The organism is Pseudomonas sp. PLB05 (assembly GCF_021106615.1).
GTDB classification, from domain to species: Bacteria; Pseudomonadota; Gammaproteobacteria; order Pseudomonadales; family Pseudomonadaceae; genus Chryseomonas; species Chryseomonas benzopyrenica.
Window position 1 is genome coordinate 1,038,119 of sequence record NZ_JAJOHO010000003.1, and the last position, 25,966, is coordinate 1,064,084.

At 67.3% G+C, this 25,966-nt stretch carries 22 protein-coding genes and 1 pseudogene; 12 read left to right on the forward strand and 11 right to left on the reverse strand.

Going from position 1 to position 25,966, the window contains the following annotated elements; all coding sequences use genetic code 11:
• Nucleotides 1–80: 80 nt before the first annotated feature.
• The 3 genes from sbcD to LRS53_RS17560 all read right to left on the reverse strand — a co-directional run bounded on the left by sbcD (nucleotide 81) and on the right by LRS53_RS17560 (nucleotide 3,694).
• Nucleotides 81–1,286 (reverse strand): exonuclease subunit SbcD, encoded by a 1,206-nt coding sequence (sbcD, locus tag LRS53_RS17550; RefSeq protein ID WP_231356822.1) that lies wholly within the window; start codon nucleotides 1,284–1,286, stop codon nucleotides 81–83.
• 182 nt (nucleotides 1,287–1,468) lie between these two features.
• On the reverse strand, nucleotides 1,469–2,659 hold the full coding sequence (locus tag LRS53_RS17555) for an MFS transporter (RefSeq protein WP_231356744.1): 1,191 nt from the start codon (nucleotides 2,657–2,659) through the stop codon (nucleotides 1,469–1,471).
• A gap of 174 nt (nucleotides 2,660–2,833) precedes the next feature.
• A complete protein-coding gene (locus LRS53_RS17560; RefSeq protein ID WP_231356745.1) occupies nucleotides 2,834–3,694 on the reverse strand; it encodes a LysR family transcriptional regulator in 861 nt (286 codons plus the stop codon).
• 97 nt (nucleotides 3,695–3,791) lie between these two features.
• Here LRS53_RS17560 and LRS53_RS17565 point away from each other — a divergent pair, with 97 nt between their 5' ends.
• Nucleotides 3,792–4,691 carry a DMT family transporter gene (locus tag LRS53_RS17565; protein ID WP_231356746.1) on the forward strand — a complete coding sequence of 300 codons (900 nt, stop codon included), beginning with the start codon at nucleotides 3,792–3,794 and terminating at the stop codon, nucleotides 4,689–4,691.
• Nucleotides 4,692–4,764: 73 nt separating this feature from the next.
• On the opposite strand, the gene LRS53_RS17570 is transcribed toward LRS53_RS17565, so the two are convergent.
• Together LRS53_RS17570 and LRS53_RS17575 are read right to left on the reverse strand one after the other, a co-directional pair.
• On the reverse strand, nucleotides 4,765–4,920 hold the full coding sequence (locus LRS53_RS17570) for a hypothetical protein (protein WP_085984310.1): 156 nt from the start codon (nucleotides 4,918–4,920) through the stop codon (nucleotides 4,765–4,767).
• Nucleotides 4,921–5,105: 185 nt separating this feature from the next.
• Nucleotides 5,106–6,119, reverse strand: a complete 1,014-nt coding sequence (locus LRS53_RS17575) for a GlxA family transcriptional regulator (RefSeq protein ID WP_093250807.1) — start codon at nucleotides 6,117–6,119, stop codon at nucleotides 5,106–5,108.
• 249 nt (nucleotides 6,120–6,368) lie between these two features.
• Between LRS53_RS17575 and LRS53_RS17580 the strand changes: the two genes are divergently transcribed.
• From LRS53_RS17580 to LRS53_RS17595, 4 genes are all read left to right on the forward strand, one after another.
• Nucleotides 6,369–7,823 carry an amino acid permease gene (locus tag LRS53_RS17580; protein WP_231356747.1) on the forward strand — a complete coding sequence of 485 codons (1,455 nt, stop codon included), beginning with the start codon at nucleotides 6,369–6,371 and terminating at the stop codon, nucleotides 7,821–7,823.
• A gap of 85 nt (nucleotides 7,824–7,908) precedes the next feature.
• Nucleotides 7,909–8,784, forward strand: coding sequence for a GntR family transcriptional regulator (locus LRS53_RS17585; RefSeq protein ID WP_231356748.1), 876 nt, complete (start codon nucleotides 7,909–7,911; stop codon nucleotides 8,782–8,784).
• Between the two features lie 79 nt (nucleotides 8,785–8,863).
• Nucleotides 8,864–9,871, forward strand: a complete 1,008-nt coding sequence (yejK, locus tag LRS53_RS17590) for a nucleoid-associated protein YejK (RefSeq protein WP_017640943.1) — start codon at nucleotides 8,864–8,866, stop codon at nucleotides 9,869–9,871.
• Nucleotides 9,872–10,035: 164 nt separating this feature from the next.
• Nucleotides 10,036–10,473, forward strand: a complete 438-nt coding sequence (locus tag LRS53_RS17595; RefSeq protein WP_017640942.1) for a hypothetical protein — start codon at nucleotides 10,036–10,038, stop codon at nucleotides 10,471–10,473.
• Between the two features lie 316 nt (nucleotides 10,474–10,789).
• On the opposite strand, the gene LRS53_RS17600 is transcribed toward LRS53_RS17595, so the two are convergent.
• Both LRS53_RS17600 and LRS53_RS17605 read right to left on the reverse strand, forming a co-directional pair.
• Nucleotides 10,790–11,695 (reverse strand): hypothetical protein, encoded by a 906-nt coding sequence (locus LRS53_RS17600; protein WP_231356749.1) that lies wholly within the window; start codon nucleotides 11,693–11,695, stop codon nucleotides 10,790–10,792.
• 125 nt (nucleotides 11,696–11,820) lie between these two features.
• The gene (locus tag LRS53_RS17605) at nucleotides 11,821–12,336 is read right to left on the reverse strand and encodes a dihydrofolate reductase (RefSeq protein ID WP_231356750.1); all 516 of its coding nucleotides are present in this window, start codon (nucleotides 12,334–12,336) and stop codon (nucleotides 11,821–11,823) included.
• A gap of 81 nt (nucleotides 12,337–12,417) precedes the next feature.
• Here LRS53_RS17605 and LRS53_RS17610 point away from each other — a divergent pair, with 81 nt between their 5' ends.
• Together LRS53_RS17610 and LRS53_RS17615 are read left to right on the forward strand one after the other, a co-directional pair.
• Nucleotides 12,418–13,806: a DUF2868 domain-containing protein gene (locus tag LRS53_RS17610; protein ID WP_231356751.1), complete on the forward strand. Its 1,389-nt coding sequence runs from the start codon at nucleotides 12,418–12,420 to the stop codon at nucleotides 13,804–13,806.
• Nucleotides 13,803–15,179 (forward strand): GTPase/DUF3482 domain-containing protein, encoded by a 1,377-nt coding sequence (locus LRS53_RS17615; protein ID WP_231356752.1) that lies wholly within the window; start codon nucleotides 13,803–13,805, stop codon nucleotides 15,177–15,179. Before LRS53_RS17610 ends, LRS53_RS17615 begins: the two co-directional genes overlap by 4 nt.
• Here LRS53_RS17615 and LRS53_RS17620 read toward each other — a convergent pair.
• From LRS53_RS17620 to LRS53_RS17635, 4 genes are all read right to left on the reverse strand, one after another.
• Nucleotides 15,176–16,069, reverse strand: coding sequence for a proline iminopeptidase-family hydrolase (locus LRS53_RS17620; protein WP_231356753.1), 894 nt, complete (start codon nucleotides 16,067–16,069; stop codon nucleotides 15,176–15,178). The two genes, LRS53_RS17615 and LRS53_RS17620, sit on opposite strands and share 4 nt — an antisense overlap.
• 965 nt (nucleotides 16,070–17,034) lie before the next feature.
• Nucleotides 17,035–17,196 (reverse strand): DUF2474 domain-containing protein, encoded by a 162-nt coding sequence (locus LRS53_RS17625; protein ID WP_017640936.1) that lies wholly within the window; start codon nucleotides 17,194–17,196, stop codon nucleotides 17,035–17,037.
• Nucleotides 17,196–18,218 carry a cytochrome d ubiquinol oxidase subunit II gene (gene cydB, locus LRS53_RS17630; RefSeq protein ID WP_231356754.1) on the reverse strand — a complete coding sequence of 341 codons (1,023 nt, stop codon included), beginning with the start codon at nucleotides 18,216–18,218 and terminating at the stop codon, nucleotides 17,196–17,198. Before cydB ends, LRS53_RS17625 begins: the two co-directional genes overlap by 1 nt.
• Nucleotides 18,215–19,660 carry a cytochrome ubiquinol oxidase subunit I gene (locus LRS53_RS17635; RefSeq protein WP_017640934.1) on the reverse strand — a complete coding sequence of 482 codons (1,446 nt, stop codon included), beginning with the start codon at nucleotides 19,658–19,660 and terminating at the stop codon, nucleotides 18,215–18,217. The genes cydB and LRS53_RS17635 overlap by 4 nt, the downstream gene beginning before the upstream one ends.
• A 479-nt stretch (nucleotides 19,661–20,139) precedes the next feature.
• Between LRS53_RS17635 and LRS53_RS17640 the strand changes: the two genes are divergently transcribed.
• The 5 genes and pseudogenes from LRS53_RS17640 to LRS53_RS17655 all read left to right on the forward strand — a co-directional run bounded on the left by LRS53_RS17640 (nucleotide 20,140) and on the right by LRS53_RS17655 (nucleotide 25,856).
• Complete coding sequence (locus LRS53_RS17640; protein WP_231356755.1) at nucleotides 20,140–21,369, forward strand: MFS transporter; 1,230 nt, start codon at nucleotides 20,140–20,142, stop codon at nucleotides 21,367–21,369.
• 147 nt (nucleotides 21,370–21,516) lie between these two features.
• Nucleotides 21,517–22,017, forward strand: a pseudogene (locus LRS53_RS24020) (MCP four helix bundle domain-containing protein); the annotation flags it as partial.
• 393 nt (nucleotides 22,018–22,410) lie between these two features.
• A complete protein-coding gene (locus LRS53_RS24025) occupies nucleotides 22,411–23,145 on the forward strand; it encodes a methyl-accepting chemotaxis protein (protein WP_414206702.1) in 735 nt (244 codons plus the stop codon).
• A gap of 85 nt (nucleotides 23,146–23,230) precedes the next feature.
• On the forward strand, nucleotides 23,231–24,034 hold the full coding sequence (locus LRS53_RS17650) for a glucose 1-dehydrogenase (RefSeq protein ID WP_231356757.1): 804 nt from the start codon (nucleotides 23,231–23,233) through the stop codon (nucleotides 24,032–24,034).
• On the forward strand, nucleotides 24,027–25,856 hold the full coding sequence (locus LRS53_RS17655) for a glycoside hydrolase family 15 protein (RefSeq protein WP_231356758.1): 1,830 nt from the start codon (nucleotides 24,027–24,029) through the stop codon (nucleotides 25,854–25,856). The genes LRS53_RS17650 and LRS53_RS17655 overlap by 8 nt, the downstream gene beginning before the upstream one ends.
• Nucleotides 25,857–25,966: the final 110 nt, after the last annotated feature.

The following is a 25,966-nucleotide window of genomic DNA, read 5'->3' on the forward strand; positions in this document are numbered from 1 at the left end:
CTACATAGAGAGGGTGACCCCAGCGCGCGGGACGTTGTTCCGAAGGGGAAAAGCGGTCCGATGGACGCGTCTCGCTGCGATCAGGCAGGCAACTCGCCAAGAACCTCGCGGTAAAGCCCTTCCAGCCGGCTGCGCAGCTCGTCGTCCAGGGTCTCTTCGGCCAGGCGCTGGCTGAAGACGTCCAGGGGACTGAGTTCTTCCAGCGTTTCGCGCTGGGTGCCCTGCAGGGTGGGCGCCATCGCGCTGCGTGCGCGCCTGACGCGCAGTACCTCCAGCGGCAACTCGGCGACCAGGGCGGAGATGCGTGGCTGCAGATCGGCCAGGTAGTCGTCTCCGGTCACCACCACCTCGGCCCACACCGGGCACCCGGGGTGACCATCGGCAGCGGCCTCGATCAGCGCCGCACCCAGGGTATCGAGGCTGCCCTGCACCACGGCCAGGGGCTGGAAACAGGGCACCGCCAAGGGCGTCACCCGCTCCAGGGCGGTGCCGAACTCCACCAGCAGGACCTGCTTGGCGCGCTCTTCGTCGAAACTCAGGCACAGTGGCGAGCCGCTGTAGCGCACCTGCTCCAGGCCGCCGACGCGCTGGGGTCGGTGGATATGGCCGAGGGCGATGTAGTCCGCCGGCGGAAAGGCGCTGGTGGGAAAGGCGTCGAGGCTGCCGACATAGATCTCCCGCACCGACTCGCTGGCGCTGGCGCCCACGGTGGTCAGGTGGCCGGTGGCGATGATCGGCAGAGCCATACCCAACTCGGCGCGGCGCGCCTCCGCCAGACCATGCAACTCGGCATAGTGCCCCTGGATGGCCTGTTGCAGCGCCTGGCGCTTTTCATCGGCGCTTTGCCCGGCCTGGCTCTGCACCACGTCCCGTGGGCGGACGAAGGGAATGCCGCAGAGCAGCGCGCCGATCTCGCCATCGCGGCGACGCAACTCCAGCAACTGATCGGCCGGCGTCTCGCTGACGCAGGGGATCACCCGGGTGTCCAGGCAGGCCAGCAACTCGCGGGACTCGGCCAGCACCGCGGCGGAATCATGGTTGCCGCCCAGCACCACCAGGCTGGCACCGGTACCACGCAGGGCGACGATGAAACCGTTGTACAGCTCGCGGGCATAGCTCGGCGGCGTGGCGGTATCGAAGATATCTCCCGCCACCAGCACCACGTCCACCCCCTGCTCCTCCACCTGGGTGACCAGCCAGGCGAGAAAGGCGCGATGCTCGGCCTCGCGGGTGCGCCCAAGAAAGTGCTGCCCCAGGTGCCAGTCGGAGGTGTGCAGCAGGCGCAGGCCGCCTTGAGCGGTGGCCTTGCGGGCGCGCCTGGGCTTGGATTTTTCCTCGGGGACAGCGGCGGGCAGATCGAACAGCGGGAGGTTTTCCATGGGTATCGGCGGTCAGAGCGGCAAAGAGGCGCAGTATCCTCCTCCTGCTGCACCGAGGGAAATCCGCGCCGGTACGCACGGCCGAGCGGTCACTCCGCGCAGGGCCGTGCCGCGATTGCCGCATCCCTTCGCAAGCCCAGGGGAAGCAGACTCAGCAGCCCCAGCAGCGCCATCCCCAGGCCGACCCACAGCGGCGCGCGCAGGCCCTGACCGGCATCGATGGCCGCGCCACCGGCCCAGGCGCCTACCGCCAGGCCCGCGGTGATCACCGAGGTGTGCAGGGTATTGACCAGGGGCCCTGGCGTGGCAGCGGCCATGACCCGAGCGACCATGGCTGGGTTGAGCGCCACCCCGGTCAGGCCGATCAGGGCAAGGGCCAGGAGGCTGGACGCGGCGCTGTCGGCGCAGCCGACGAACAGGGCGAAGCCCAGCGCCAGCACGGCCAGGCCGACGCCCTGCACCCTCAGGGTATGGCGATCGGCCAGCCGGCCCACCAGCAGATTGCCCAGCACATTGGCTAGGCCATAGCCCATCAGCAACCAGGGAATGGTGGTGGGCGCGAAACCCGTCACCTGGATGAGGATGGGTGAGAAGTAGCTGAAACCGGCGAAGGTCGCACCGATGATCAGGCCGCTGGTGAGGTAGGCCGCCCAGAGCCGGGCACTGACCAGGGTATCCAGTTCTCCGCGCAACTGCCCGGCCGCGCGCGCCGGTGAGCGGGGCACGCACAGACCGACCAGCAGGGTGCAGCAGGCCGCCAGCAGGGCGACCGCCCAGAAGCTGGCGCGCCAGCCGGCCTGCTGCTCGATCAATACCGTACCCGGCACGCCAAACACCGGCGCCAGCATGAGTCCGGACAGGATCAGCGAGGCTGCCCGACCGCGACGATCCGGCGTGACCAGGTTGGCGCCCAGGGTCAGGCACAGCCCTATGCTGGCGGAGCTGGCGACGCCCATGAGCACCCTGCCTGCTGCCATCACCGGATAATTGGCCGCCAGCGCGGCCACCACGGCGCCCACCAGATAGAGCGACAGCAGCCATAGCAGCGCCGACTTTTCCGCCAGGCGCAGGGCCAGCAACAGCAGGGTCAGGGGTGGGCCGCCCAAGGCCATGCCCAGGGCATACCAGGAGATCAGATAGCCGATCTGGCCGATGGAGACGCCGAGATCAGCGGCCAATGTCGGCATCATGCCGGCGACCATGAATTCGGCGGTGGTCAGTGCGAAGATGGTGAGGGCCAGCAGATAGATGATACGAGGGATGGCGGGTGGGGCATTCATGACAGGCGGAGGATTCCAGAAAAGCGGACAGGAGCGGCTGTAGCGGGCCGGACGGGCGGACTGATCCCGCGTGTCTCGGGGGTGGGGCTGGGTTTGATAGGCGCCGGAGGTCGTGCGCCAAGGCGGGCACTTTAGTGGCTGCGCCGCCGTCCGGTCAAACGTGGGGCCGCCTGGCTAGAGGCGGAAATCCTCGGCGATCAGCCCGGCCAGAGAGGCGCAGGCGGAGCTGCGTTCGCCCGGTGGCGAGGCCAACCGCAGTTCGTGCACCGGTAGTTGTCCAAAGCCCTCTTCCGGCATCAGTTCGCGCATCGGCGGGGTCATGCGCGCCCGGTCGGTGATGGCCACGGCCTGGCCCAGTTCGACCGCCGCCTCCAGCGCCGACGAGGCGGCGCTGGTCACCACCGCGTGCCAGCGCCGGCCCTGGCGGATCAGCAGGTCGATGCCCAACTCGCGATAGCTGCAGCCTTCGCCGTGCAGGGCCAGAGGCACGCTGGCGTCCGGGCTCAGCTGCAGACCGGGACCGGCGACCCACACCGGCTGGGTATGGCCGAACAGCTGGCCGTCCGCCCGGTCGGTGCGGGGCGGCCCTACCAGCAGCGCCAGGTCCAGCAGCCCTTGGCCAAGCCAGCGACGGAGTTGGCCGCTATTGCCGGTAAGCACTTCGAGAACGATGCCAGGATGCTCGCCTTGCAGGCGCGGCAAGACAGCCTTGAGCAGTCGCGCGGCATAGTCCTCGGCCACACCCAGGCGCACCTCGCCCACCACCGGCTGCCCCGTGAGACCGGCGAGGATGCGGTCGTGGGCCTGCAGCAGCTCGGCGGTCTCCAGCAGTACGCGACGTCCGAGCGGGGTCAGGGTCACGGCCTGGTTGTCGCGTTCGAACAGCCGGCCGCCGGTCTGCTCTTCCAGCCGGCGGATCTGGCTGCTCACCGCCGAGGGACTGCGGTTGAGCTGCAGCGAGGCCGCGCGAAACTGCCCCAGCCGGACGATGGTGTGGAAGGTGCGCAGGACGTCGATATCGAGAGGAGCAGGCATGATGCACCTTTATCGAAGCATAGCTACGGATAATGTCGTTTGAGTGTATTAGCACCTCGGTTCAGGCTCAAGGCATCCCGCCATCTGGAGCTTGGCCATGCCTTCGACTCTTTCCTCTACGCTGTTCCGCCAGCTCGCCCTGGTACTGTGCTGGAGCGCCGGCTTCGTCGGTTATCACTATGCGGCGGACCAGGCCCCTACCCTGCTGGTGACCTTCTGGCGCCTGCTGTTGGCCGCCCTGCTGTTGCTGCCGTTCGCCTGGACCGAGGTGCGGCGATTACCCCTGAAGATCATCGGCCAGCAGGCGGGCATTGGCGTCCTGGCCTTCGCCGGAGTGGTAGGGCCGGCGGCCAAGGCCATCGAATTGGGTGTCTCACCTGGGCTGGCGGCACTGCTCTCGGATCTGTCGCCGCTGCTGGTGGCCCTGGGCTGCTGCCTGCTGCCGGGCCAGCGTACCAACGGGCGTCAGTGGCTCGGCCTGGGGCTGGGCCTGGCCGGGGTCCTGCTCGCGACCGGTGCGGGACTGGGGCTGGGCGTGGCGCCTGCCTGGGCCTATGCCCTGCCCCTGGGCAGCGCCCTGGCCCTGGCGCTGGCGACCCTGGTGCAGAGTCGCCTGCCGCCCAGTCGCCTGGCCCTGCGGACCCAGCTGTTCATCCAGCTCGCAGCCAGTAGCCTGGTGATGCTGGGAGTGGCCGGAGTGGAAGGCCCGCTGACTCCACCGCTGACCCTTGGCTTCGCCCTGGCGGTTCTGTGGCTGCTGATCCCGACCCTGCTCGGCTTCGGCCTCTACTGGCTGTGCCTGCGCCAGGGCAGCCCCCAGGCGGTGAGTGGCGCCCTCTATCTCAGTCCGCCGGTGGCGCTGCTGTGGGCCTGGGCCTGCTTCGACGAACCCCTGGCCCCAGGCATGCTGCTCGGCCTGCTGTTCGCCCTGGCGGGGCTGCTGTGCCTGAATGCGGCGGAGCGGAGCGGCCGCCTGGAGCCGGCGCTGGGCAGATGAGGGTCTCCAGAACGCGATGCTGACGGCTGTCAGCATCGTCATGCGCCTCGTTCGATACGAGGCGCGCCCATGCTCACTCCTTTTCGTCAGCCTGCTCGTCGTGATCCTTGAGCGCAGGCTTCTTACCTGGTTGCGGCGCGTGCTCGGCATCGGGGGCGATGTCCTCACCATGATGCTTTTTTTCTTGCTGCACTTTCTTGTCGTGGGCGACGTTGCGTGGATCGGTCATGGGATTTCCTTGGCTTGGTAGGTCATTCGGATCCCCATCGACGCATCATGCGGGCAGTTTTGCACCGGGGGTGATGTTTCGAGCGGGACGGCCCGCAGCCGTTCCAGCTCACCGACGAAACACTCCGAAGTAGCCATGCAGGCGTTTTCTCGACGGTTGTCATTGCCTGGCGGCGTACCGGCAGGCTAGTACTTCAACCGCCGCTCCTTGGACGGCGGATAGCCGAAGTAGGCCGAGTATCTCTTGCTGAAGTGGGTGACCGAGGTGAAGCCGCAGGCCACCGCCACCTCCAGCACCGACAGGGTGGAGTGCTGCAGCAGGCGCCGCCCTTCGGTGATGCGCAACTCCAGGTAGTAGCGCATGGGCGCGGTGTCGAGCTGCTCGCGGAACAGCCGCTCGACCTGGCGCCGCGAGCGGCCGGCGTAGTCGCACAGCTGCTCGATGGTCAGGGGCTCCTCGATGTTAGCCTCCATCAGGGTCACCACCTCGCGCAGCGGCGGCGTCATCTGCACCTTGAGCGTCGGATTGACCTGGCGGAAGCGCGATTCCTCGAAGGCCAGGATATTGACCAGGCCATCGGCCAGAGCGCTGCCGCACTGGGCGCCGATCCATTCGAGAAAGAGGTGGAAGGCGCCGCTGGGGCTGGCGGCGGTGAGGCGGTCGCGATCCAGCACATGGCTTTCCGCCGAGGTCTTGCAACCACGCACCCGCTCGCTGAAGGCGCCGCGGTGCTCGGGATGGATGGCGCAGCGATAGCCGTCCAGTACCCCGGCCTGACCCAGTTGCCAGGCGCCATTCCACAGGCCGCACAGGGTCACCTGCTGCTTGGCGGCGCGCAGCAGCAGCGCCTTGAGACGCGGATCCAGCTCCAGCGGTGTCCGCAGCCCGCCGCAGACCACCAGCAGGTCGAAGCGGGCCTGCTCCACGGCGCGGTAGTCGCCATCCGGACGGATGACGATGCCGAGGTCGCTGAGCACCTCGGCGCCGGTCGGGCTGTAGGTCTGGGTGGCGAAGGTCCCGGCGGCCAGCAGGTTCGCGGTGACCAGAGTATCCAGCGCCTGGGTGAAGGACGGCAGGGAGAAGTGATCGAGCAGGATGAAGCCGACCAGCCGGGAAAATTCCGGTCGCGGCCGCGTCGACTGCAACTGCAGGTAGTTCTTGCCCTGGATACCGCTACCAAAGGTTCTTGAATCGATCACGCTATGCTGCCTTCTCCGACCTTGGGCTCATGCTAGCCGAAGCTCAGCCTGGCGATGATCGGACTGCGACAGCTTCGCACCGACGACCGCCATCCCACCTGGCGCCCTTAGCCTGCTAAGCTTCGCCGCTTTTTTGCCGCCTGCCCGCGCAGGTGGCGGCAGGCGATGCGTGCACCGCCCTGCGATCCATGACCGAGAATGGCCGCCAGAGCCAACGTCCGGCCCCTTCAACTGCCAGCTGGAAATTCCATGTCCACCGCCTCTCCGAGTCTGCAGCGCCGGCTCAAGCCCCGCCACCTCAACATGATCGCCATCGGCGGCTCCATCGGCACCGGCCTGTTCGTCGCCTCCGGCGCCACCGTGGCCACCGCTGGCCCGGGCGGCGCCCTGGCGGCCTATGCGCTGATCGGCCTGATGGTCTACTTCCTCATGACCAGCCTCGGCGAAATGGCCGCCTACCAGCCGGTGTCGGGTTCCTTCTCCATCTATGGCAGCCGCTTCGTCGAGGACGGCTTCGGCTTCGCCCTGGGCTGGAACTACTGGTACAACTGGGCGGTGACCATCGCCGCCGAACTGGTGGCCGCGCAGCTGGTGATGGGCTTCTGGTTTCCCGAGGTGCCGGGGCTGATCTGGAGCGCGCTGTTCCTCGCCCTGATGTTCCTGCTCAATGCGGTGTCGGTACGGGGCTTCGGCGAGAGCGAATTCTGGTTCGCGCTGATCAAGGTGGCCACCGTGGTGGTCTTCATCGGCCTGGGCCTGGCCGCCATCCTCGGCATCTTCAGCGGCATCGAACCGCCGGGGCTTTCCGTGTTCACCCAGGGCGAGGCGCCCTTCGTCGGCGGCTTGCAGGCCATGGTCGGGGTGGCCATGATCGCCGGCTTCTCCTTCCAGGGCACCGAGCTGATCGGCATCGCCGCCGGTGAATCGGAGAATCCGCGCAAGAACGTGCCCATCGCCATCCGCCAGGTGTTCTGGCGCATCCTGATGTTCTATGTGCTGGCGATCTTCGTCATCGGCATGCTGATTCCCTACACCGATCCGCGCCTCTTGCAGAACGATGCCACCGACGTTTCGGTCTCGCCGTTCACCCTGCTGTTCGAGCGCGCCGGCCTGGCCTTCGCCGCCAGCCTGATGAACGCGGTGATCCTCTCGGCGGTGCTCTCCGCCGGCACCTCGGGCATGTACGCCTCGACCCGGATGCTGCACAGCCTGGCCGAACAGGGCAAGGCGCCGCGGCTGTTCGCCCGCGTCGCGCGCAATGGCGTGCCGCGCAATGCCCTGCTCGCCACCACCGCAGTGGGCGCCCTGTGCTTCTTTACCTCCCTGGTCGGCGACAAGGCCCTCTATGGCTGGCTACTCAACACCTCGGGCATGTGCGGCTTCATCGCCTGGCTGGGCATCGCCGTCTCCCACTATCGCTTCCGCCAGGGCTACCTGGCCCAGGGTCGCCGCCTGGAAGACCTGCCCTACCGCGCCAAGCTGTTTCCCTTCGGGCCGCTGCTGGCCTTCGCCCTCTGCCTGGTGATCACCCTGGGGCAGAACTATGCCGCCCTGTTCGGGCCGCACGGCGTCGACTGGCTGGGCCTGGCCGCCACCTACATCAGCCTGCCGCTGTTTCTCGCCGTCTGGCTGGGCTACCGCTTCAAGCATCGGAGCCGCCTGGTGAAGCTCAAGGACATGGACGTCAGTCCGAGCGGGGACTGAGCGACCGCCAGCGGGACCTGCCGGCTGCGCCCGGTGGGTCCCGTGCTAGCATCCTGACCTTTCCGGTCGACTCGCCAGCGCTGCCATGGGTACCCTCGCCTCCCAACTGATCCCCGACATCCTCACCTACATCGCCTCGCACCAGCTGGCGGTCGGTACCCGGCTGCCCGAGCGCACCCTGGCCGAGCGGCTGCGGGTGTCGCGCTCGCCGGTGCGCAGCGCCCTGCAGCAGATGGCCGACCAGAGCCTGCTGGCGCGGCATCCCGAAGGCGGCTTCGCCGTGGCCGCCGCGGCCCTGGACGCCACGCCCCAGGCGCGTGAAGAGGTGTCCGCCAGCGAACGCCTGTACCTGACCATCGCCCGCGACCGGATCGAGGGCGAACTGCCGCTCAAGGTCACGGAAAACGAGCTGATCCGCCGCTACCAGGTCACCCGTGGGCAACTGGCCGACATTCTCAGACGCATCGTCCAGGAAGGCTGGGCCGAGCGCCTGCCGGGCTATGGCTGGAGTTTCGTCGAAGGCCTCACCTCGCCCGACGCCTACGCCCAGAGCTATGCCTTCCGCCTGCTGATCGAACCCGCCGGCATCCGAGACGCCGGCTTCACCCTGGATGCCGGTGAATTGCGGCGCTGCCGCGACGAGCAGGCGCTGCTGGCCGCAGGCCGGGTGTTCGAGGCCTCACCCGCGGAAATCTTCGACGCCAACACCCGCCTGCACGAGACCATCGCCCGCTGCTCGGGCAATGCCTTCATCCTCGATGCCCTGCGCCGGCTCAATCGCCTGCGCCGACTGATCGAATACCAGAAGTCGGTGGATCGCCAGCAGGCCCAGCGCCGTTGCCAGGAGCACCTGCAGCTGATCGATCTACTACTGGAGGGCCACCGCGAAGAGGCCGCGACCTTCATGACCCGGCATCTCGGCAACGCGCTGCAGGAAAAGCAGGCCACGGCGGCGCGCTGAGCCTGTGGCGCCCAGGGCCTGCCCGCCAGGGCGCGGGGGCGTTAGACTGGCGGACTTTTCTCCGTTACCCGAGGCCGTCATGCCGATCCGTCACGCCATCGTCCATCTGATCGACAAGAAGCCCGACGGCCAGCCCGCGACCCTGCACGCGCGGGACGCCGAACTGGCCGACTCCCAGGCCATCGAGAATCTGCTGGCCGATCTCAATGACAGCTACAACGCCAAGCCCAACAAGGCCTGGGGCCTGTTCCACGAGGAATCCGGCGCCTATCCCTTGAGCGGCTGGCTCCATGCCTATCTGGAAGGCGAGCAGGACTTCGTCGCCTTCAGTCGCCAGGCGGTGGAGCATCTCAAGGGGCTGATGGAGAGCAGCAACCTTTCCACCGGCGGCCATGTGCTGTTCGCCCAGTACCAGCAGGGCATGACCGACTACCTGAGCATCGCCCTGCTGCACCACAGCGAGGGGGTGACCGTCACCGAGAGCCTGGAGGTCGCCCCGGCCAAGCACCTGGACCTGGGCCAGTTGCACCTGGCGGCGCGCATCAACCTCTCGGAATGGCGCAACAACAAGCAGTCGCGCCAGTACATCTCCTTTATCCGCGGCAAGGGTGGCAAGAAGGTCTCGGACTACTTCCGCGACTTCATCGGCTGCCAGGAAGGCGTCGACGCCAAGGGCGAGACCCGCACCCTGCTCAAGGCCTTCAGCGACTACGTGGAAAGCGAAGACCTGCCCGAGGAAGCCGCCAAGGAAAAGACCGACACCCTGGTGGACTACGCCAGCAGCCAGGCCAAGCGCGGCGAACCCATGGCCCTGGACGCCCTTTCCGAGTTGATGGACGACCAGGCCCCGCGCGCCTTCTACGACTACATCCGCAACAAGGATTACGGCTTGGCGCCGGAGATCCCGGCGGACAAGCGCACCCTCAACCAATTCCGCCGCTTCACCGGTCGCGCCGAAGGCCTGTCGATCAGCTTCGAAGCGCACCTGCTGGGTTCGCGCATCGAATACGACGAAGGCCAGGATCTGCTGATCATTCGCGAGGTGCCGACCCAGCTCAAGGACCAGCTCAAGCGACGTAATGACTAGCCTGAGCGCAGCGAGCACGGTCATCCGCGAATGACCGTCGAGCCTCCTGGACACCTGGGGTTGCAAACGCGATCACCGATCAGGCGCCCCCGGCTGGACAGTGGCCGGCCAAAGGGGGCACAAGATGTCCCTTCTTTTCCTTATCTGCCGAAAAAGTCGAAACCATGAGCCAGTACCCCTTCGAACGCCGCATCGTCATCACCCTGCAATCGAACAATGAACTGACGCTCGACGCCGCCCTCGACCAGGCCGTGTCGCGCATCAAGCAGGGTGAGACCCACGGTGGCGACGAAGGCCTGGCCACCGCCTACAGCTTCCATGTGGACACCGTGGCCGAAGGCCCCTCCGGCCCGGTGGACCTGGGCGAATACCTGGGCCGCCCCGCGACCAAGGCCGAGCAGAGCGTGGTGGACGCCGGCGTGGTCCCGCGCTTCCGCCTGGGCCAGACGGTGGCCGTGCAGGTCGGCAATGGCGAACCCAAGCCCAGCAGCATCCAGGAAGTACGCCTCTTTCCTCAGGTGGAAGGCCCCTGCTGGTTGTACCTGGTGGAAGAACGCGTCCATCGCGACTACCTGCCGGCGAAGAAACTGCGGGCGATCTGAGGTCAGCTTGGCGTTGGGCTTCGCTGCGCTCAGCGCCAACCTACCGACCCGTAGGTTGGGTTGAGACGGCTCCATCGTCGAAGCCCAACAGATAGACCTGAGCGCCACGATGTTGGGCTTCGCTGGCGCTCAGCGCCAACCTACCGACCCGTAGGTTGGGCTGAGACGGCTTCATCGTCGAAGCCCAACAGATAGACCTGAGCGCCACGATGTTGGGCTTCGCTGGCGCTCAGCGCTAACCTACTGCGCCGTAGGTTGGGTTGAGACGGTTTCATCGTCGAAGCCCAACAAGCAGGCCCTAGCCCAACAGCCCCACTCAACCGAACGCGGCGATCTGGCGATAGAGCGACAGCGCCGGCGCGGCGGTCGCGCCGGTCATCTGGGTGAGGATACTGCCATCCAGCGCGGTGTTTGCCCCTGCGCCCTGTTCGTCCACCGGCAGCACCGTCCACTGGGGTGCACCATCGGCACCGGTGCTGACGTTGAAGGTCGGCGCCGACAACTGGGCGGTTTCCTGAGCGGCAGCGGTCGCCACGCCGCCGGGACTCAGGCCGTCGATGAGCTGGCTGCTCAACTGATTGGGTTGCCAATCCGGCATACCGGGATTCAGCGTACCGAGGATACTGGCGTCTTCCGTGGCGGCGGGAGCCCAGTTCCAGGACGCGGCACCCTGATCCTGCGGGGAGAGCCCGGAGAAGGCCACGTTGGCCGCATCGGTGCCACGCTGCGCGCCTTCGAAATAGGCGAGCTGACGTTCAGCCGAAGTGAAGGTGCCCGAATCGTCGCTGGCGATACGCGTCAGGCTGTCGCTGTCCAGGTTGGCGAAAGGATCCTGGGTGGAGGCGTCGGCATAGCGACTGTCGTCATGGTAATAGCTCACCAACAGGTGATTGGCCGCCTGCTTCGCCAACTGGATACGGTCGGGACTGGCCCCCTCGGGCATCTCGCCGAGCACGGCGGCGTCGGTACCCTGGCTGCGGATCTGTTGCTGGAGGATCTGCATGAAGCTGTCGAGATCGCTGTTACCGTTCGACTGGCCCGGCAACAGCCTGGCAATGAGCTGGGCGGCGGGCGACAGGTCCACCGCGACATCGGTGCCGGCTGGGGTTCCCCCCGCGCTGGCGGAGTCGGCGGCGGGTGCGCCCTGATTGCCGGTAGCGCTCGTACTGGCAGGCTGAGTCCCTGCCATTGCCGTCGAAGTCTGGCTGTCGATCGCCCTCATGGTCGTGCCCTCCGGCCGCCCAGGCGGCCTGCCTCAGCGTCTTTATGCCATGCCTGTCTTAGGTTTTACTTAAGGCCGGGGCAAGGATCGGAGACGCGACGCGGGAAAGCCGCAAGCTGCAGGCGCTAGTCCCGCCGCTCCCAGACCTCGCAGGCATAGGCTGGACGATCGTTTTCGGCCGCATGCTCCTGCCGCGAGACAAGCTGCCAGTCGCTCTCCTGCCATGGGGGAAAGAAGACATCGCCTTGCGGCGCCAGGGCAACTCGGGTCAGGTAGAGGCGCTGCGCCTGGGGCAGAGCGTCGGCGAACAGCTGGGCGCCGCCGATCAGCATGATCTCGGCTGCCTGGTGCTCAAGGGCCCAGGCCTCAGCGCGCTCGACCGCAGCGGCCAGCGAAGTCCGCACCTCGGCACCTTCGGCCACCAGATCAGTCTGACGGGAGACCACCAGATTCAGCCGACCCGGCAACGGGCGGCCCAGGGAATCCCAGGTCTTGCGACCCATGACCAGCGGCTTGCCGAGGGTCACGGCCTTGAAATATTTGAGCTCCGCCGGCAGGTGCCAGGGGAGACGATTGTCGATGCCGATGACGCCGTTGTCGGCCACGGCGACGATCAGGCTCAGGGGAAGAGAGGTTTTCATGGTGACAGAGCATAACAGAGGCGTTAACAGCCGGGGCGCCAGGGACTATCCTCGGCGTTTTTGCCGCAAGGGCACCGACGCGTGACCGCAACCCCCTCCCCCGCCTTCGAAGACCTCTGGCTGACCGAAGCCCTGCGCCTGACCGAGGAAGACGGCGGCCCGCTGGAAGACGCCGAAGCCAATCGCCAGGCGCGGGCGGCCGGCGGCGCCTTCGAGACGCGCCTGGTGACCCGTGCCCGGCTGCTCGGTCAGCGCGATGGCCTGTTGGCCGCGCGGCGCCGCTGGCGCCAGGGTGCGGTGCTGGCCGCCTGGCTGCTGGGCGTCGTGGCGCTGTTCTGCGGCGCCGGGCTCGCCGCTGGCGCCCTGGGTGACGGCAGTCGCCCGGTCAATGTGTTCTGGGCGCTGGGCAGCCTGCTCGGCCTCAATCTGCTCAGCCTGGCGGTCTGGGCCCTTGGTCTGCTGGGCGGTGGACGGCAACTGGCCTCACCGCTGGCGCGACTCTGGCTGTGGCTCTCCGGCCGCCTGGCGCGGGATGCCCGAGCCCTACACCTGGGGCCGGCACTGGTCGGGCTGCTGGGTCGCGCGCGGCTGCTGCCCTGGGCCCTGGGCGGCCTGGTGCACGGCCTCTGGCTGCTGATCCTCGGCAGTGCCCTGGCGACCCTCCTGGCACTGCTCTCCGGACGCAGCTATCTGTTCGTCTGGGAGACCACCCTGCTCGGCAGCGACACCTTCGTGCTGCTGACCCAGGTACTGGGCGCCCTGCCCCAGCTGCTGGGCTTTCCCCTGCCCGACCCGGCCAGCATCGCCGCTAGCGGCGATGCCGCCAGCCCCCTGGCCACGGCGCGCCAGGCCTGGGCCGGCTGGCTGCTGGGCGTGGTGCTGGTCTATGGCCTACTGCCACGGCTGCTGCTGACCCTGCTCTGCCTGTGGCGCTGGCGGCGCGGGCGCGGGCGCCTGCGGCTGGACGTGGAACGCCCCGGCTATCTGCACCTGCGCGAACGCCTGCTGCCCACCAGCGAACGCCTGGGCGTGAATGACGCCGCTCCCGCCCACCTGCCCCAGCAGGACGCCGGTGGCCTCGCCCGCACCGGCGACGAGGCGCTGCTGGTGGGTCTCGAACTCACCGACCACACCTGGCCGCCGCCACTGCCCGAGGGCGTGCGTGACGCCGGCGTGCTCGACGACGGCCAGGGCCGCCGTCATCTGCTCGAACAGCTGACCCGCTATCCGGCGCGCCGCCTGCTGATCGCCTGCGATCCCCGCCGCTCGCCGGATCGCGGTACCCTGACGCTGTTGGCGGAATTGTCGCGCTGCGCCACGGCGACCCGCGTCTGGCTATTGCCCGCGCCTCTGGGTGGCAAGCTCGATCCGGTCCGCCTGGACGACTGGCGCCAGGCACTGGATGCCCTGCGTCTGGCACACTGCGAGGGCGATCTCGAAGAACTGGCCTGGCTGGAGACGAATCCATGAGCGGCCCCCTGCGCCTGGCGCTGGTCGGCCATACCAATGTCGGCAAGACCTCGCTACTGCGCACCCTGACCCGCGACGTCGACTTCGGCGAGGTTTCCCATCGCCCCAGCACCACCCGTCACGTCGAGGGCGCGCGGCTGTCGGTGGATGGCGAGGCGCTGCTGGAGCTCTACGACACGCCCGGCCTGGAAGACGCCATCGCCCTGCGCGACTACCTGGAGCAGCTGGAAAGACCCGGCGAACGCCTGGACGCCGCCACCCTGCTCGACCGTTTTCTCGACAGCGTCGAAGCCCGCCAACGCTTCGAGCAGGAAGCCAAGGTGATCCGCCAGCTGCGCGCCTCCGACGCCGGTCTCTATGTCATCGACGCCCGCGAGCCGGTGCTGGCCAAGTACCGCGACGAACTGGCGGTGCTGGCCGGCTGCGGGCGCCCGCTGGTGCCAGTACTCAATTTCGTTGCCGCCGAGGGCCACCGCGCCGACGACTGGCGCGCCACCCTGGCCCGCCTCGGCCTGCACGCCCTGGTGCGCTTCGACAGCGTCGCGCCACCGGCGGATGGCGAGGCGCGTCTCTACGAAAGCCTGGCGACCCTGCTGGAAAGTGGCCGCCCGGCCTTGCAACGGCTGATCGCCGACCATGCCGAACAGGCCCGCCGTCGCCATCAGCAGGGCGTGCGGCTGATCGCCGAATTGCTGGTGGACGCCGCCGCTGCCCGGCGCAGCGTAGCGCCCGGCGAAGCCGAGGTGAGCAACGCGACCGCCGAATTGCGCGATGCCCTGCGCAGCCGCGAACAACGTTGCGTGGAAGAACTCCTGCGGCTGTTCGGCTTTCGCCCGGGCGACGCTCATGCCAGCGACCTGCCGCTGCTGGACGGCCGCTGGGGCGATGACCTGTTCAATCCGGAAACCCTGCGCCTGCTGGGCATTCGGCTGGGCGGCGGGGTGGCGGCCGGTGCCGCGGCGGGGGTCGGTCTCGACCTGCTCACCGGTGGCCTGACCCTGGGCGCCGCCACGGTACTGGGCGCTCTGGCTGGCGGCCTGGCACAGACCGGCGGCCACTATGGCCGACGGCTGTTCGGCAAGCTGCGTGGCGGGCGGGAGCTGTCCATCGACGATGCCGTGCTGCGGCTGCTGGCGCTACGGCAGCGTCAGCTATTGGCGGCGCTGGAAACCCGCGGCCACGCCGCCCAGGGCGCCATCGAGGTGGCCGCCCCCGACGAGCAGCGCTGGCGCGAGGGCAAGCTGCCCGCCGCCGTGCAGGTGGCCCGGGCCCACCCGGAATGGTCGGCGCTCAATCCACGCCCGCGCCTGCAGGCCGACGACCGCCAGACCCGTATCGACGAGATCGCTGCCGCCTTGGACGCCGAGGCCTAGCGGCGCTCCAGCTCGGCGAGAAAGACCGCCACCGTGGCCATGCAGGCTTCGCGTTCTTCTACGTGGGGCATGTGGCTGGAGTCCTCGAAGATGCGCCAGCGCACGTTCGGGATGAGCCGCTCGAAGGGCTCCACGCAGGCCGGCGTGGCCTCGTCATGGCGCCCCGAAATTAGCAGCGTCGGCACCTGGATCCGCGCTAGCCGCTCGATCACGCTCCAGTCCCGCAGACTGCCGATGACATGGAATTCGGTGGGGCCGTTCATGGCGTGATAGACGGTGGGATCGGCGTCGATGGCGGCGAAGGTCCGCGCCACCTCGGCCGGCAGCGGCTGCACCCGGCAGACATGGCGGTCATAGAAGACCTGGCTGGCGGCGCGGTACTCCGGCGAGTCGGTCGTGCCGGCGGCCTCGTGTCGCGCCAGGGTGGCCTGCACCTCGAGCGGCAATTCGGCCCGCAGCCCAGCCGCCGCCTCGCGCCAGAGCGCCATGGACGCAGGCGAATTGGCGATGATCAGCCCCCGCAGCCCTGCCGGCTGCCGTACCCCATGCTCGGCGCCGAGCATCCCGCCCCAGGATTGGCCGAGCAGCACGTACTGGTCGATACCCAGGTGGCGCAGCAGGTTGTTCAGTTCGTCGAGAAACAACGCCACCGTCCAGAATCCCGGATCGATGCCGCGCAGGTGGGTGGAACGGCCATTGCCCAGCTGGTCGTAATGCACCACCGGCCAGCCGTGCTCGGCCAGGTCCTTGAAGCTGTCCACATAGTCGTGCGTGCAGCCGGGTCCGCCATGGGCCACCACCAGCGGCAACCGTCCACTTGCCAGGTCGCCGGTGACCCGGTACCAGGTCTGGTGGCCCTGGAAATCGGCGTAGCCTTCTTGAACCTGCATGGATGCCTTCCTCGTCTGGATGGGAACGGGGTCAGGCTAGCGGGTAGGTGGGAGGGGGATAACTGGGAAAAGTTGTAGGTTTGGGGAGTTTGGCTGATTCAGGGAACTAACGAATCCCTCACGCCATATGCCCCTCTTCACGCCGAACAGCCCCTCTCCCGCTTGCGGGGGAGGGTTGGGGTGGGGGCCATTAGGCCAGGTCATCAAGCTGATTCACGGCGTGCTCGGATAGCTCTCGTTCCGCCCTCGCCGGGCGGGTCACTTTTTGCAGTCGCGCAAAAAGTAACCAAAAACGCTCGCCCCAACTAGCCGGTCCTGCGCGTTGCGCAGGATGCCCTCACGTCAGCGCCGCTCCAGCGGGCCAGGGCCGAAGGGCCGTCCTGGCCCTCGGCCCCTTTCGCGGCATCCATGCCGCTCACCCGCTTCCTCGACACTAACGTTCGGCCGGCCAGACGGGGCACTGGAGTGCCCGCTGAAAGTTTAGGGTTATTCAAGCGGTTTTAAGACGTTGGCTAACGCTTGCTACTTGCCATGCCTATTGAATGAAAGGCACGAGGACATTACGTAACACGCCAGGCTAACCAGCTTTTAAAAAGATACTTCCAGCCGGCACCCAAGCGCCCTGTTCAGTAGGCCGAACGCAGCCGCTCTGGAGGTGGGTGAGCGGCAGGGATGCCGCGAAAGGCGTCGAGGGCCAGGACAGCCCTTCGACGGCGGCCCGCCGGAAGAGTTTTTGGTTACTTTTTTGGCAACTGCAAAAAGTAACCCGCCCGGCGAGGGCGGAAGAGGGAGTATCAGCAAACGCCGAAAATCAGCTTGGCGACCTGAGCCAAGTACCCCACCCCAACCCTCCCCCGCAAGCGGGAGAGGGGGCGGTCCCGCACGCGGGATACCTTCCAGCACTGGAACAGGCCCCCACGTAGGGTGGATGACGGCGCAGCCTCATCCACCGACACATGGAAGGGTCAATGGGACTTGAGCCCGGCGGCCGTCAGCACCAGCCGCAGCACCCAGGCCACCACGCCGAGCGCTACCAGGCTGCAGGCCCAGATGCCGGCCATCCAGGCCAGCCGCTGCCAGAGCGGCTTGTTGTCCGCGGGGTTGGGTTCGCGCGAGCGGCCGACCATCAGTGGTAGCCCTCCCCCGCGCGTACCTTGCCGCGGAACACGTAGTAGCCCCAGAAGGTGTACATCAGGGTGATGGGGATGATGAACAGGGTGCCGATGAGCAGGAACAGCTGGCTCTGCGGCGGCGACGAGGCCTCCCAGATGGAGACGCCCGGCGGGATGATGTTCGGCCAGAGGCTGATGCCCAGGCCGCTGTAGCCGAGAAAGATCAGCGCCAGGGTCAGCAGGAAGGGCGCATGGTGCGAGTCCTCGCGCAGGATGGCGCGCAGCAGGGCCAGGGTCACCACGCCCACCAGGATCGGTACCGGCAGGAACCAGACCAGATTGGGCATGCTGAACCAGCGGGCGGAGATCGCCGCCTGGCTCAGCGGAGTCCAGATGCTCACCACCGCGGTGAAGGCCAGCAGCAGGAACAACAACGGCTTGGTCAGGCGGCGCATGGTCGCCTGCAGCGGGCCTTCGGTCTTCATGATCAGCCAGGTGCTGCCCAGGAGGGCATAGGCGACGATCACGCCCAGGCCGCAGAACATCGAGAAGGGCGTCAGCCAATCCAGCGGCCCGCCGACGTACTGGCGATTCTCCACCGGGAAGCCTTCGATGAAGGCGCCCAGGGCCACGCCCTGGCAGAAGCTGGCCAGCAGCGAGCCGAAGATGAAGGACTTGTCCCACAGGGCTTCCTTGCCTTCCTGGACCTTGAAGCGGAATTCGAAGGCCACGCCGCGGAAGATCAGGCCGATCAGCATGAAGATCAGCGGCAGATACAGCGCCGGCAGGATCACCGAGTAGGCCAACGGGAAGGCGCCATACAGCCCCGCGCCGCCGAGCACCAGCCAGGTCTCGTTGCCGTCCCAGATGGGCGCCACGGTGTTCATCATGACGTCGCGATCTTCCTTGCCCTTGACGAAGGGGAAGAGAATGCCGATGCCCAGGTCGAAGCCGTCCATGACCACGTACATCATGAGACCGAAGATGATGATGATCGCCCAGATCAGCGGGAGGTCGATGCCAGGGATGCCGTTCATGTGCGGTCTCCGGTCAGCTGGTCATTGGGATTGTCTTCTTCCAGGCCGCCATCGGCGCCGGACAGCGGACGCTTGGGATGGCGATCGGTGCCCGGTCCGCCGGAGGTGGGCAGGTCGCCTTCACCGGTGTGCGGACCCTTGCCGATCATGCGCAACGCATAAAGGGTGCCGATGCCGAACACGGCGAAGTAGACCACCACGAAGGCCACCAGGGTGATGCTCAGCTGGGTGACGCTGTGGTTGGATACCCCGTCCTTGGTGCGCAACAGGCCGTAGACGATCCACGGCTGGCGGCCCACCTCGGTGGTGAACCAGCCGGCCAGCAGGGCGATGAGGCCGACCGGGCCCATGCAGGTGACCAGGCGCAGGAAGCCGCGGGTCTCGTACAGCTTGCCGCGCCAGCGCAGCCAGGCACTCCACAGACCGGCGGCGATCATCAGCATGCCCAGGGCGACCATGATGCGGAACGACCAGAACACCACATAGGCCGGCGGCCGGTCTTCCTTGGGGAAGTCCTTGAGCGCCGGGATCGGCTCAGTGAGGCTGTGCTTGAGGATCAGGCTGCCGAGTACCGGGATCTCCAGCTTGAAGCGGGTTTCCTCGCGCTCCATGTCCGGCCAGCCGAACAGGATCAGCGGGGTCGCTTCGCCCGGAGGATTCTCCCAGTGGCCCTCCATCGCAGCGATCTTGGCCGGCTGGTGTTCCAGGGTGTTGAGGCCGTGGGCGTCGCCGACGAACGCCTGGATGGGCGCTACCAGCAGGGCCATCCACATGGCCATGGAGAACATCTTGCGCACCGCCGGGTTGTCGTTGCCGCGCAGCAGGTGCCAGGCCGCCGAGGCGCCGACCAGGAAGGCCACCGACAGGTAGGCGGCGATGGTCATGTGCGCCCAGCGGAAGGGGAACGACGGGTTGAAGATCACCGCCAGCCAGTCCACCGGGACGATGCGACCATCGACGATCTCGTAGCCACTCGGGGTGTGCATCCAGCTGTTGGAGGACAGGATCCAGAAGGTCGACATCAGGGTGCCGATGGCGACCATGACCGTCGAGAAGAAGTGCAGGCCGCGGCCCACGCGATTCCAGCCGAACAGCATGACGCCGAGGAAGCCGGCCTCGATGAAGAAGGCGGTGAGCACCTCGTAGGTCAGCAAGGGACCGGTCACGGCGCCGGCATAATCGGCGAAACCGCTCCAGTTGGTGCCGAACTCGTAGGCCATCACCAGACCGGACACCACGCCCATGCCGAAGAAGATGGCGAAGATCTTCAGCCAGAAATGATACAGATCCTTGTAGACATGGTTGTCGGTCTTCAGCCACAGCCCTTCGAGCACGGCGAGAAAGCTCGCGGTACCGATGGACAGCGCCGGAAAGACGATGTGGAAGGATACGGTGAAGGCGAACTGGATCCGGGCGAGATCCAGGGCTTCGAGGCCGAACATAGCTATTCCTCTCAGGCACGCCGGCCGTCGAGAGCAGCCGGTCGAGTTGACGCTGACCGAGGTTCGAACCTCCGGCGTCGCCTGGGGTTCTAGCGGGACGCTAAAAAGGCGGCGCCGCTGCTAGCCCAAAGGACCAGGTCGGAAGCTGACGTGGATCAACGTCAGGCTTTAGAATAGTCCTCCTGGATACTTTTGCTTACGTGGTTCGATGTCGCATCGGGCAGGCTGTCGCACCCCAAGGACGGTGTTTCGGCAGTCACCTGCGTCATTTGGGCGGTGCTTTTTGCTTCTGGACGTCGTGGCCACGCCTCGCCATACCCCTGCCATGCCGCGTCGTCGCGCCTGGCCCCATGGACGCGCCGAACCGCAAGAATCACTCGTCATCCCTCAAGTGAACTGCTGAACCACCACGGCAAGTTGTCTGACGATTAGCCTTGAGGTGGCCTAAGATGCCGCCTCTGCCCCCGTGAGTCCCTGCCATGTCCGGCGATACCCTGCAGTTGCGTCACCATCGTCCCTTCGTCGCCTTCTGGTTCGCCCGCATCTGCACCGCCGGCAGCTTCCAGATGCTTACAGTGGCCATCGGCTGGCACCTCTATTCCCTGACCGGCAACGTGCTCGATCTCGGTCTGGTGGGGCTGGTGGAGTTCCTGCCGCGGGTACTGTTCATGCTGCACACCGGCCATGTCGCCGATCGCTACGACCGCCGCCGGGTGGCCGCCCTCTGCCAGACCGGCCAGGGGCTGATCGCCCTGGTGCTGCTGGTGGGCAGCCTGAATCAGGCGGTCACCCGCGAGCTGATCTTCATCCTGGCCTTCTGCCTGGGCACCGCGCGCGCCTTCGAGCAGCCCACCACCCAGGCGCTGCTGCCCAACATCGTGCCGCCTTCGATCTTTCCGCGCGCCATCGCCGCCGCGGCCTCGGCCATGCAGGGCGCCACCATCATCGCCCCGGCGCTGGGCGGCCTGCTCTATGCCCTGGGCGCCGCCTGGGTCTATGGCCCGGCCGTGGTGCTCTATGGCATCGCCATCCTGCTGGTCACAAGTCTGCCGGCGCGACAGACGCCCAGCCAGAAGGAAAAGCCGACCCTGGACAACCTGCTGGCCGGCATCCGCTTCATCAAGAGTCGCCCGGACGTGCTCGGCGCCATTTCCCTGGATCTCTTCGCCGTGCTCCTGGGCGGCGCCACCGCCCTGCTGCCGGTGTTCGCCGCCGACATCCTGCTCACCGGACCCTGGGGCCTGGGCCTGCTGCGCTCGGCACCGGCCGTGGGCGCCCTGGGCATGTCCTTTCTGCTCGCCTATGTCAGTCTCAATCGCCACGTGGGTCGCATCATGTTCGGCTCGGTGGCGCTGTTCGGCGTCGCCACCATCGCCTTCGGCCTGTCCACCTCGCTGTGGTTCTCGCTGGGCACCCTGGTGGTTCTCGGCGCCGCCGACATGGTCAGCGTGGTGATCCGCAGCTCCTTCGTCCAGCTGGAGACCCCGGATGCCATGCGCGGTCGGGTCAGTGCGGTCAACGGCCTGTTCATCGGTGCCTCCAACCAGCTCGGCGAATTCGAATCGGGGGTCACCGCGCACTTCTTCGGCACGGTGCCCGCGGTGGTGCTGGGTGGCGTCGGCACCCTGGTGATCACCAGGGTCTGGATGAAGCTGTTCCCGAGCCTGGCCAGGCGCGACCGGCTGACGGAGCCGCGCCAGGACGGATGAATCCAGCCCTGTCACCCGAATTGCCACTCATACCCAGGGGATGACCGCTCGCTCCGGAATAACCTTATCGCGCAAACCTTTTCCGCAAAATGTGATACAAGACACATCCTTTCAAGCGTTGAGGTCTGCATGCGTACCCCTCTTTCCATGGCCGCCCGCCTGGGCCTGGGCTTCGGCCTGATCCTGGTGCTGATGCTGCTGATCACCCTGGTGGGCGTTCAGCGCGTCGGCGTCATCGACGACACCCTGACCGCTGTCAGCCAGGGCGCCAGCGTCAAGCAGCGCTATGCCATCAACTTCCGCGGCAGCGTGCACGACCGCGCCATCGCCATTCGCGATACGGTGCTGATCCACGACGCCGCGCCCCTGGCCAGTCGCCTGGCCGACATCGACCGACTCAAGGCCTTCTATCGCCAGTCCGCCGAGCCCATGGATCAGCTGTTCGTCAGCCAGGGCGCCACCGCCGAGGAACAGCGCCTGCTGGCGGCCATCAAGGACATCGAAGGCACCGCCCTGCCCCTGACCGACCGCCTGCTGCAACTGCGCCAGACCGGTGATCTGGAAGGCGCCCGGGTGTTCCTGCTGGAGCGCGTCTCGCCGGCCTATGTCGAGTGGCTCAAGCGCATCAATGCGCTCATCGATCACGAGGAGGCCATCGCCAGCGGTCATCTGAGCGAGGTCCGCGGCATCGCCGGCGGCTTCCGCTGGCTGATGCTGGTGACCTGTGCCCTCGCCCTGCTGCTGAGCGTGGCCGTTTCCGTGCTGATCATCCGTCAGATGGGGGCGACCCTGGGCGGCGAACCCCATGCCGTGGCCGCCGCCATCCGCCGGCTGGCCGAGGGCCGGCTGGACGAGCGCCCTGCCACCCGTCACCCGGACAGCGTCATGGGCACCCTGGGCAGCGCCACCGCACACCTGGGCGAGACCATCGTCCAGGTGCGCCATACCGCCAGCTCGGTCGCCACGGCGGCGGCCCAGCTGCAAGGCACCGCCCAGACCAACCAGCGCCACACCGATGTGCAGTCCAACCAGGCCCAGCACATGGCCGCGGCGGTCACCGAGCTGGCCGCCACCATCGGCGAGGTCGCCGGCTACGCAGCCCAGGCCGCCCAGGCCACCGGCAATGCCAGCGCCCAGGTGGACACCGGCAATCAGTTGGTGACCCGTTCCGGCCAGGCCATCGGCCAACTGGTGCAGGCGCTGGAGCAGGCCAGCGTCACCGTGCAACAGGTATCCAGCGACAGCGCCAGCATCGAGAACATCGTCGCCGTCATCAACGGCATCGCCGAGCAGACCAATCTGCTGGCGCTGAATGCCGCCATCGAGGCCGCTCGCGCCGGTGAGCAGGGCCGTGGCTTCGCCGTGGTGGCCGACGAGGTGCGCAACCTGGCCACCCGCACCCAGGAATCGACCCGCGAGATCCGCGCCATGATCGCCACCCTGCAGGAAGGCGCCGGGCGCGCTTCGGCGCAGATGGAAGAGAGCCGCGGCCAGGCCCACGAGACCGCCGCGCTGACCCAGCGCGCCGTCGCGGCCCTGGCGGCCATCCAGGCGGACGTCGGCTCGGTGAACGCCATGAATGCGCAGATCGCCACCGCCGCGGCGCAGCAGACCGCCGTGGCCGAGGAGGTCAACGAGAACATCAACCGCATCCATGCCGCCACCCTGGAAACCGCCAGCGGTTCGCAGCAGATCGCCGGCGCCAGTCGCCAGCTGGCGGAACTGGCCGAGGATCTGGAGCGGCGCATGAGTCTGTTCCGCACGGCCTCGGCCTGAACATCCGGCAACGCCTGCGGGCTGAACCTAGACGCGAGCGTGGCGGTCAGCAGTCAGACACCTTTTCCCGTGCAGGAGTCTGGACATGCAGCTTTCCCTCAACGGCCAGGTCGCCCTGGTCACCGGCGGCAGCTCCGGGATCGGCGCCGCCGTCGCCGAGGCCCTGGCCAAGGCCGGTGCCGCCGTCGCCATCAACTACCACTCCAGCGCCGAACCGGCCGAGGAACTGGCCAAGCGCATCCAGGACGCCGGCGGTCGCGCCATCGCCGTCGGCGGTGACGTGGGCGACGAGGCCGCGGTCCAGGCGCTGTTCGACCGCACCCTAGAAGCCTTCGGCCGCCTGGACATCCTGGTCGCCAACTCCGGCCTGCAGAAGGATGCGGCCGTGGCCGACATGTCGCTCAAGGACTGGAACACGGTGATCAACACCAATCTCACCGGGCAGTTCCTTTGCGCCCGGGCGGCGATCCGCCAGTTCCGGCAGCAGGGCCGCGACGAAAGCATCTCCAGCGCCCTGGGCAAGATCATCCACATGAGCTCGGTCCACGAGGTCATCCCCTGGGCCGGCCACGTCAACTACGCCGCCTCCAAGGGCGGGGTCAACCTGCTGATGCGCAGCCTGGCTCAGGAAGTGGCCGCCGAAGGCATCCGCGTCAACAGCATCGCCCCGGGCGCCATCGCCACCGCCATCAACGAAGAGGTGACCGGTGACGAGGCCAAGGCACGCGAACTGCTCAGGCTGATCCCCTACAAGCGCGTCGGCCATGTCGACGACGTGGGCAACGTGGCGGTCTTTCTCGCCAGCGACCTGGCCGACTACATCGTCGGCACCACCCTGTTCGTCGACGGTGGCATGTGCCTCTATCCGGGATTCGAAGACAATGGCTGATTCTTCCTCCGTGCACGCCCGCCGCAGTATCGGCGCCCACGGTGTCATCGGCGACCTGCGCACCTGCGCCCTGGTCGCCACCGACGGCACCATCGACCACTTCTGTTGGCCGAATCTGGACAGCCCCTCGGTGTTCGCCGCCCTGCTCGATTCGGAAAAGGCCGGCTACTTCAGCCTGGCCCCGGTCTGGGAAGACGCCCGCGAGCAGCAGCTCTACCTACCCGATACCAACATCCTGCAGACCCGCTGGCTGTCGGCGGACGGCGTCGCCGAGGTCACCGACCTGATGCCGGTGTGCAGCAGCGAGGACACCAAGCCGCGCATCGTCCGCCGCGTACAGGTGGTGGCCGGACGCTGCCGCTTCCGCCTGGTCTGCGCCCCGGCCCACGACTATGCCCGCGCCGAGACCCGCGCGCGCCTGGTGGAGGGTGGCGCGCTGTTCGAGGCCAAGGGCCAGCCGACCCTGCGCCTGGCCTCGAGCGTCACCCTGCAGGTGGACGGCAACGCCGCCCTGGCCGAATTCGAACTGGAGCAGGGGCAGCAGCTGGATTTCGTCTTTGGCTGCGAGGAAGACGACAAGGTCGTCGCCGGCCAGAGCGATCTCTGCTTCGAGGACACCCTCTCCTACTGGACCTCCTGGGCGGCCAAGAGTCACTACCAGGGCCGCTGGCGCGAGATGGTCACCCGCTCGGCCCTGGCGCTGAAGCTGCTGACCTCCTGCAAGCACGGTTCCATCGCAGCGGCCGCCACCTTCAGCCTGCCCGAAGCCCTGGGCGGTGAACGCAACTGGGACTATCGCGCCTCCTGGATCCGCGACGCCTCCTTTACCGTCTACGCCTTCATGCGCCTGGGCTACACCCGCGAAGCCAAGGATTTCACCCACTGGGTCGGCCAGTGCGTGGAAAACAGCCACAACGCCCCGGAAAAGCTGCAGATCATGTATCGCCTGGACGGCGGCCTGGACCTGCCCGAGGAAACCCTCGACCACCTGGCGGGCTATGCCAATTCGAGTCCGGTGCGCATCGGCAACGAGGCCTATCAGCAGATTCAGCTGGACATCTATGGCGAGCTGATGGACGCCATCTACCTGTCCAACAAGTATGGCGAAGCCATCTCCCACCATGGCTGGAAGGACGTGGTGCGGATGATCGACCACGTCTGCGAGAACTGGAACCAACCCGATGCCGGTATCTGGGAGATGCGCGGCGATCCCGAGCACTTCCTGCATTCACGGCTGATGTGCTGGGTGGCCATCGACCGCGCCATGCGCCTGTCGGTCAAGCGTTCGCTGCCGATGCCCTATGAACGCTGGTACGCCGCGCGCGCCGCCATCCAGGAAGACATCTGGGACAACTTCTGGAACGCCGAACTGGGGCACTTCACCTCGACCCGCCACGGCAAGAGCCTGGACGCCGCCCTGCTGCTGATGCCCCTGGTGCGCTTCGTCAGCGCCACCGATCCCATGTGGCTATCCACCCTGGACGCCATCAAGACCAACCTGGCCTATGACGGCATGATCCGTCGCTACAACCCGGCCGATACGCCAGCGGACAACCTCAAGGGCGAAGAAGGCGCCTTCGTCGCCTGCTCCTTCTGGTACGTCGAATGCCTGGCCCGCGCCGGTCGTGTCGACGAAGCCCACCTGGAGTTCGAAAAACTGCTGGGCTATGCCAACCCCCTGGGCCTCTACGCCGAGGAACTGGACAAGCGCGGCTACCCGCTGGGCAACCTGCCCCAGGCCCTGTCGCACCTGGCCCTGATCAGCACCGCCTTCTTCCTGGATCGCAAGCTGAGCGGCAAGGATCCGCAGTGGCAGCCGTAGGGTGAGTCGATGCGGCCGCCCCTGCGGGTGCAGCCCGATAGCTGATCGCGATCCTGCTGGAGCGGATAAAGCCAGAAACCCACTCGGACAGCCCCCTCTTCCCCTGGGAG

Excerpts from the sequence above, each read along its gene's own strand:
- LRS53_RS17555 (WP_231356744.1), bottom strand. The coding sequence starts at position 2,659 with ATGAATGCCCCACCCGCCATCCCTCGTATCATCTATCTGCTGGCCCTC.
- LRS53_RS17560 (WP_231356745.1), bottom strand. The coding sequence starts at position 3,694 with ATGCCTGCTCCTCTCGATATCGACGTCCTGCGCACCTTCCACACCATC.
- LRS53_RS17565 (WP_231356746.1), top strand. The coding sequence starts at position 3,792 with ATGCCTTCGACTCTTTCCTCTACGCTGTTCCGCCAGCTCGCCCTGGTA.
- LRS53_RS17570 (WP_085984310.1), bottom strand. The coding sequence starts at position 4,920 with ATGACCGATCCACGCAACGTCGCCCACGACAAGAAAGTGCAGCAAGAA.
- LRS53_RS17580 (WP_231356747.1), top strand. The coding sequence starts at position 6,369 with ATGTCCACCGCCTCTCCGAGTCTGCAGCGCCGGCTCAAGCCCCGCCAC.
- LRS53_RS17585 (WP_231356748.1), top strand. The coding sequence starts at position 7,909 with ATGGGTACCCTCGCCTCCCAACTGATCCCCGACATCCTCACCTACATC.
- yejK (WP_017640943.1), top strand. The coding sequence starts at position 8,864 with ATGCCGATCCGTCACGCCATCGTCCATCTGATCGACAAGAAGCCCGAC.
- LRS53_RS17595 (WP_017640942.1), top strand. The coding sequence starts at position 10,036 with ATGAGCCAGTACCCCTTCGAACGCCGCATCGTCATCACCCTGCAATCG.
- LRS53_RS17600 (WP_231356749.1), bottom strand. The coding sequence starts at position 11,695 with ATGAGGGCGATCGACAGCCAGACTTCGACGGCAATGGCAGGGACTCAG.
- LRS53_RS17605 (WP_231356750.1), bottom strand. The coding sequence starts at position 12,336 with ATGAAAACCTCTCTTCCCCTGAGCCTGATCGTCGCCGTGGCCGACAAC.
- LRS53_RS17615 (WP_231356752.1), top strand. The coding sequence starts at position 13,803 with ATGAGCGGCCCCCTGCGCCTGGCGCTGGTCGGCCATACCAATGTCGGC.
- LRS53_RS17620 (WP_231356753.1), bottom strand. The coding sequence starts at position 16,069 with ATGCAGGTTCAAGAAGGCTACGCCGATTTCCAGGGCCACCAGACCTGG.
- LRS53_RS17625 (WP_017640936.1), bottom strand. The coding sequence starts at position 17,196 with ATGGTCGGCCGCTCGCGCGAACCCAACCCCGCGGACAACAAGCCGCTC.
- cydB (WP_231356754.1), bottom strand. The coding sequence starts at position 18,218 with ATGAACGGCATCCCTGGCATCGACCTCCCGCTGATCTGGGCGATCATC.
- LRS53_RS17635 (WP_017640934.1), bottom strand. The coding sequence starts at position 19,660 with ATGTTCGGCCTCGAAGCCCTGGATCTCGCCCGGATCCAGTTCGCCTTC.
- LRS53_RS17640 (WP_231356755.1), top strand. The coding sequence starts at position 20,140 with ATGTCCGGCGATACCCTGCAGTTGCGTCACCATCGTCCCTTCGTCGCC.
- LRS53_RS24025 (WP_414206702.1), top strand. The coding sequence starts at position 22,411 with ATGGCCGCGGCGGTCACCGAGCTGGCCGCCACCATCGGCGAGGTCGCC.
- LRS53_RS17650 (WP_231356757.1), top strand. The coding sequence starts at position 23,231 with ATGCAGCTTTCCCTCAACGGCCAGGTCGCCCTGGTCACCGGCGGCAGC.
- LRS53_RS17655 (WP_231356758.1), top strand. The coding sequence starts at position 24,027 with ATGGCTGATTCTTCCTCCGTGCACGCCCGCCGCAGTATCGGCGCCCAC.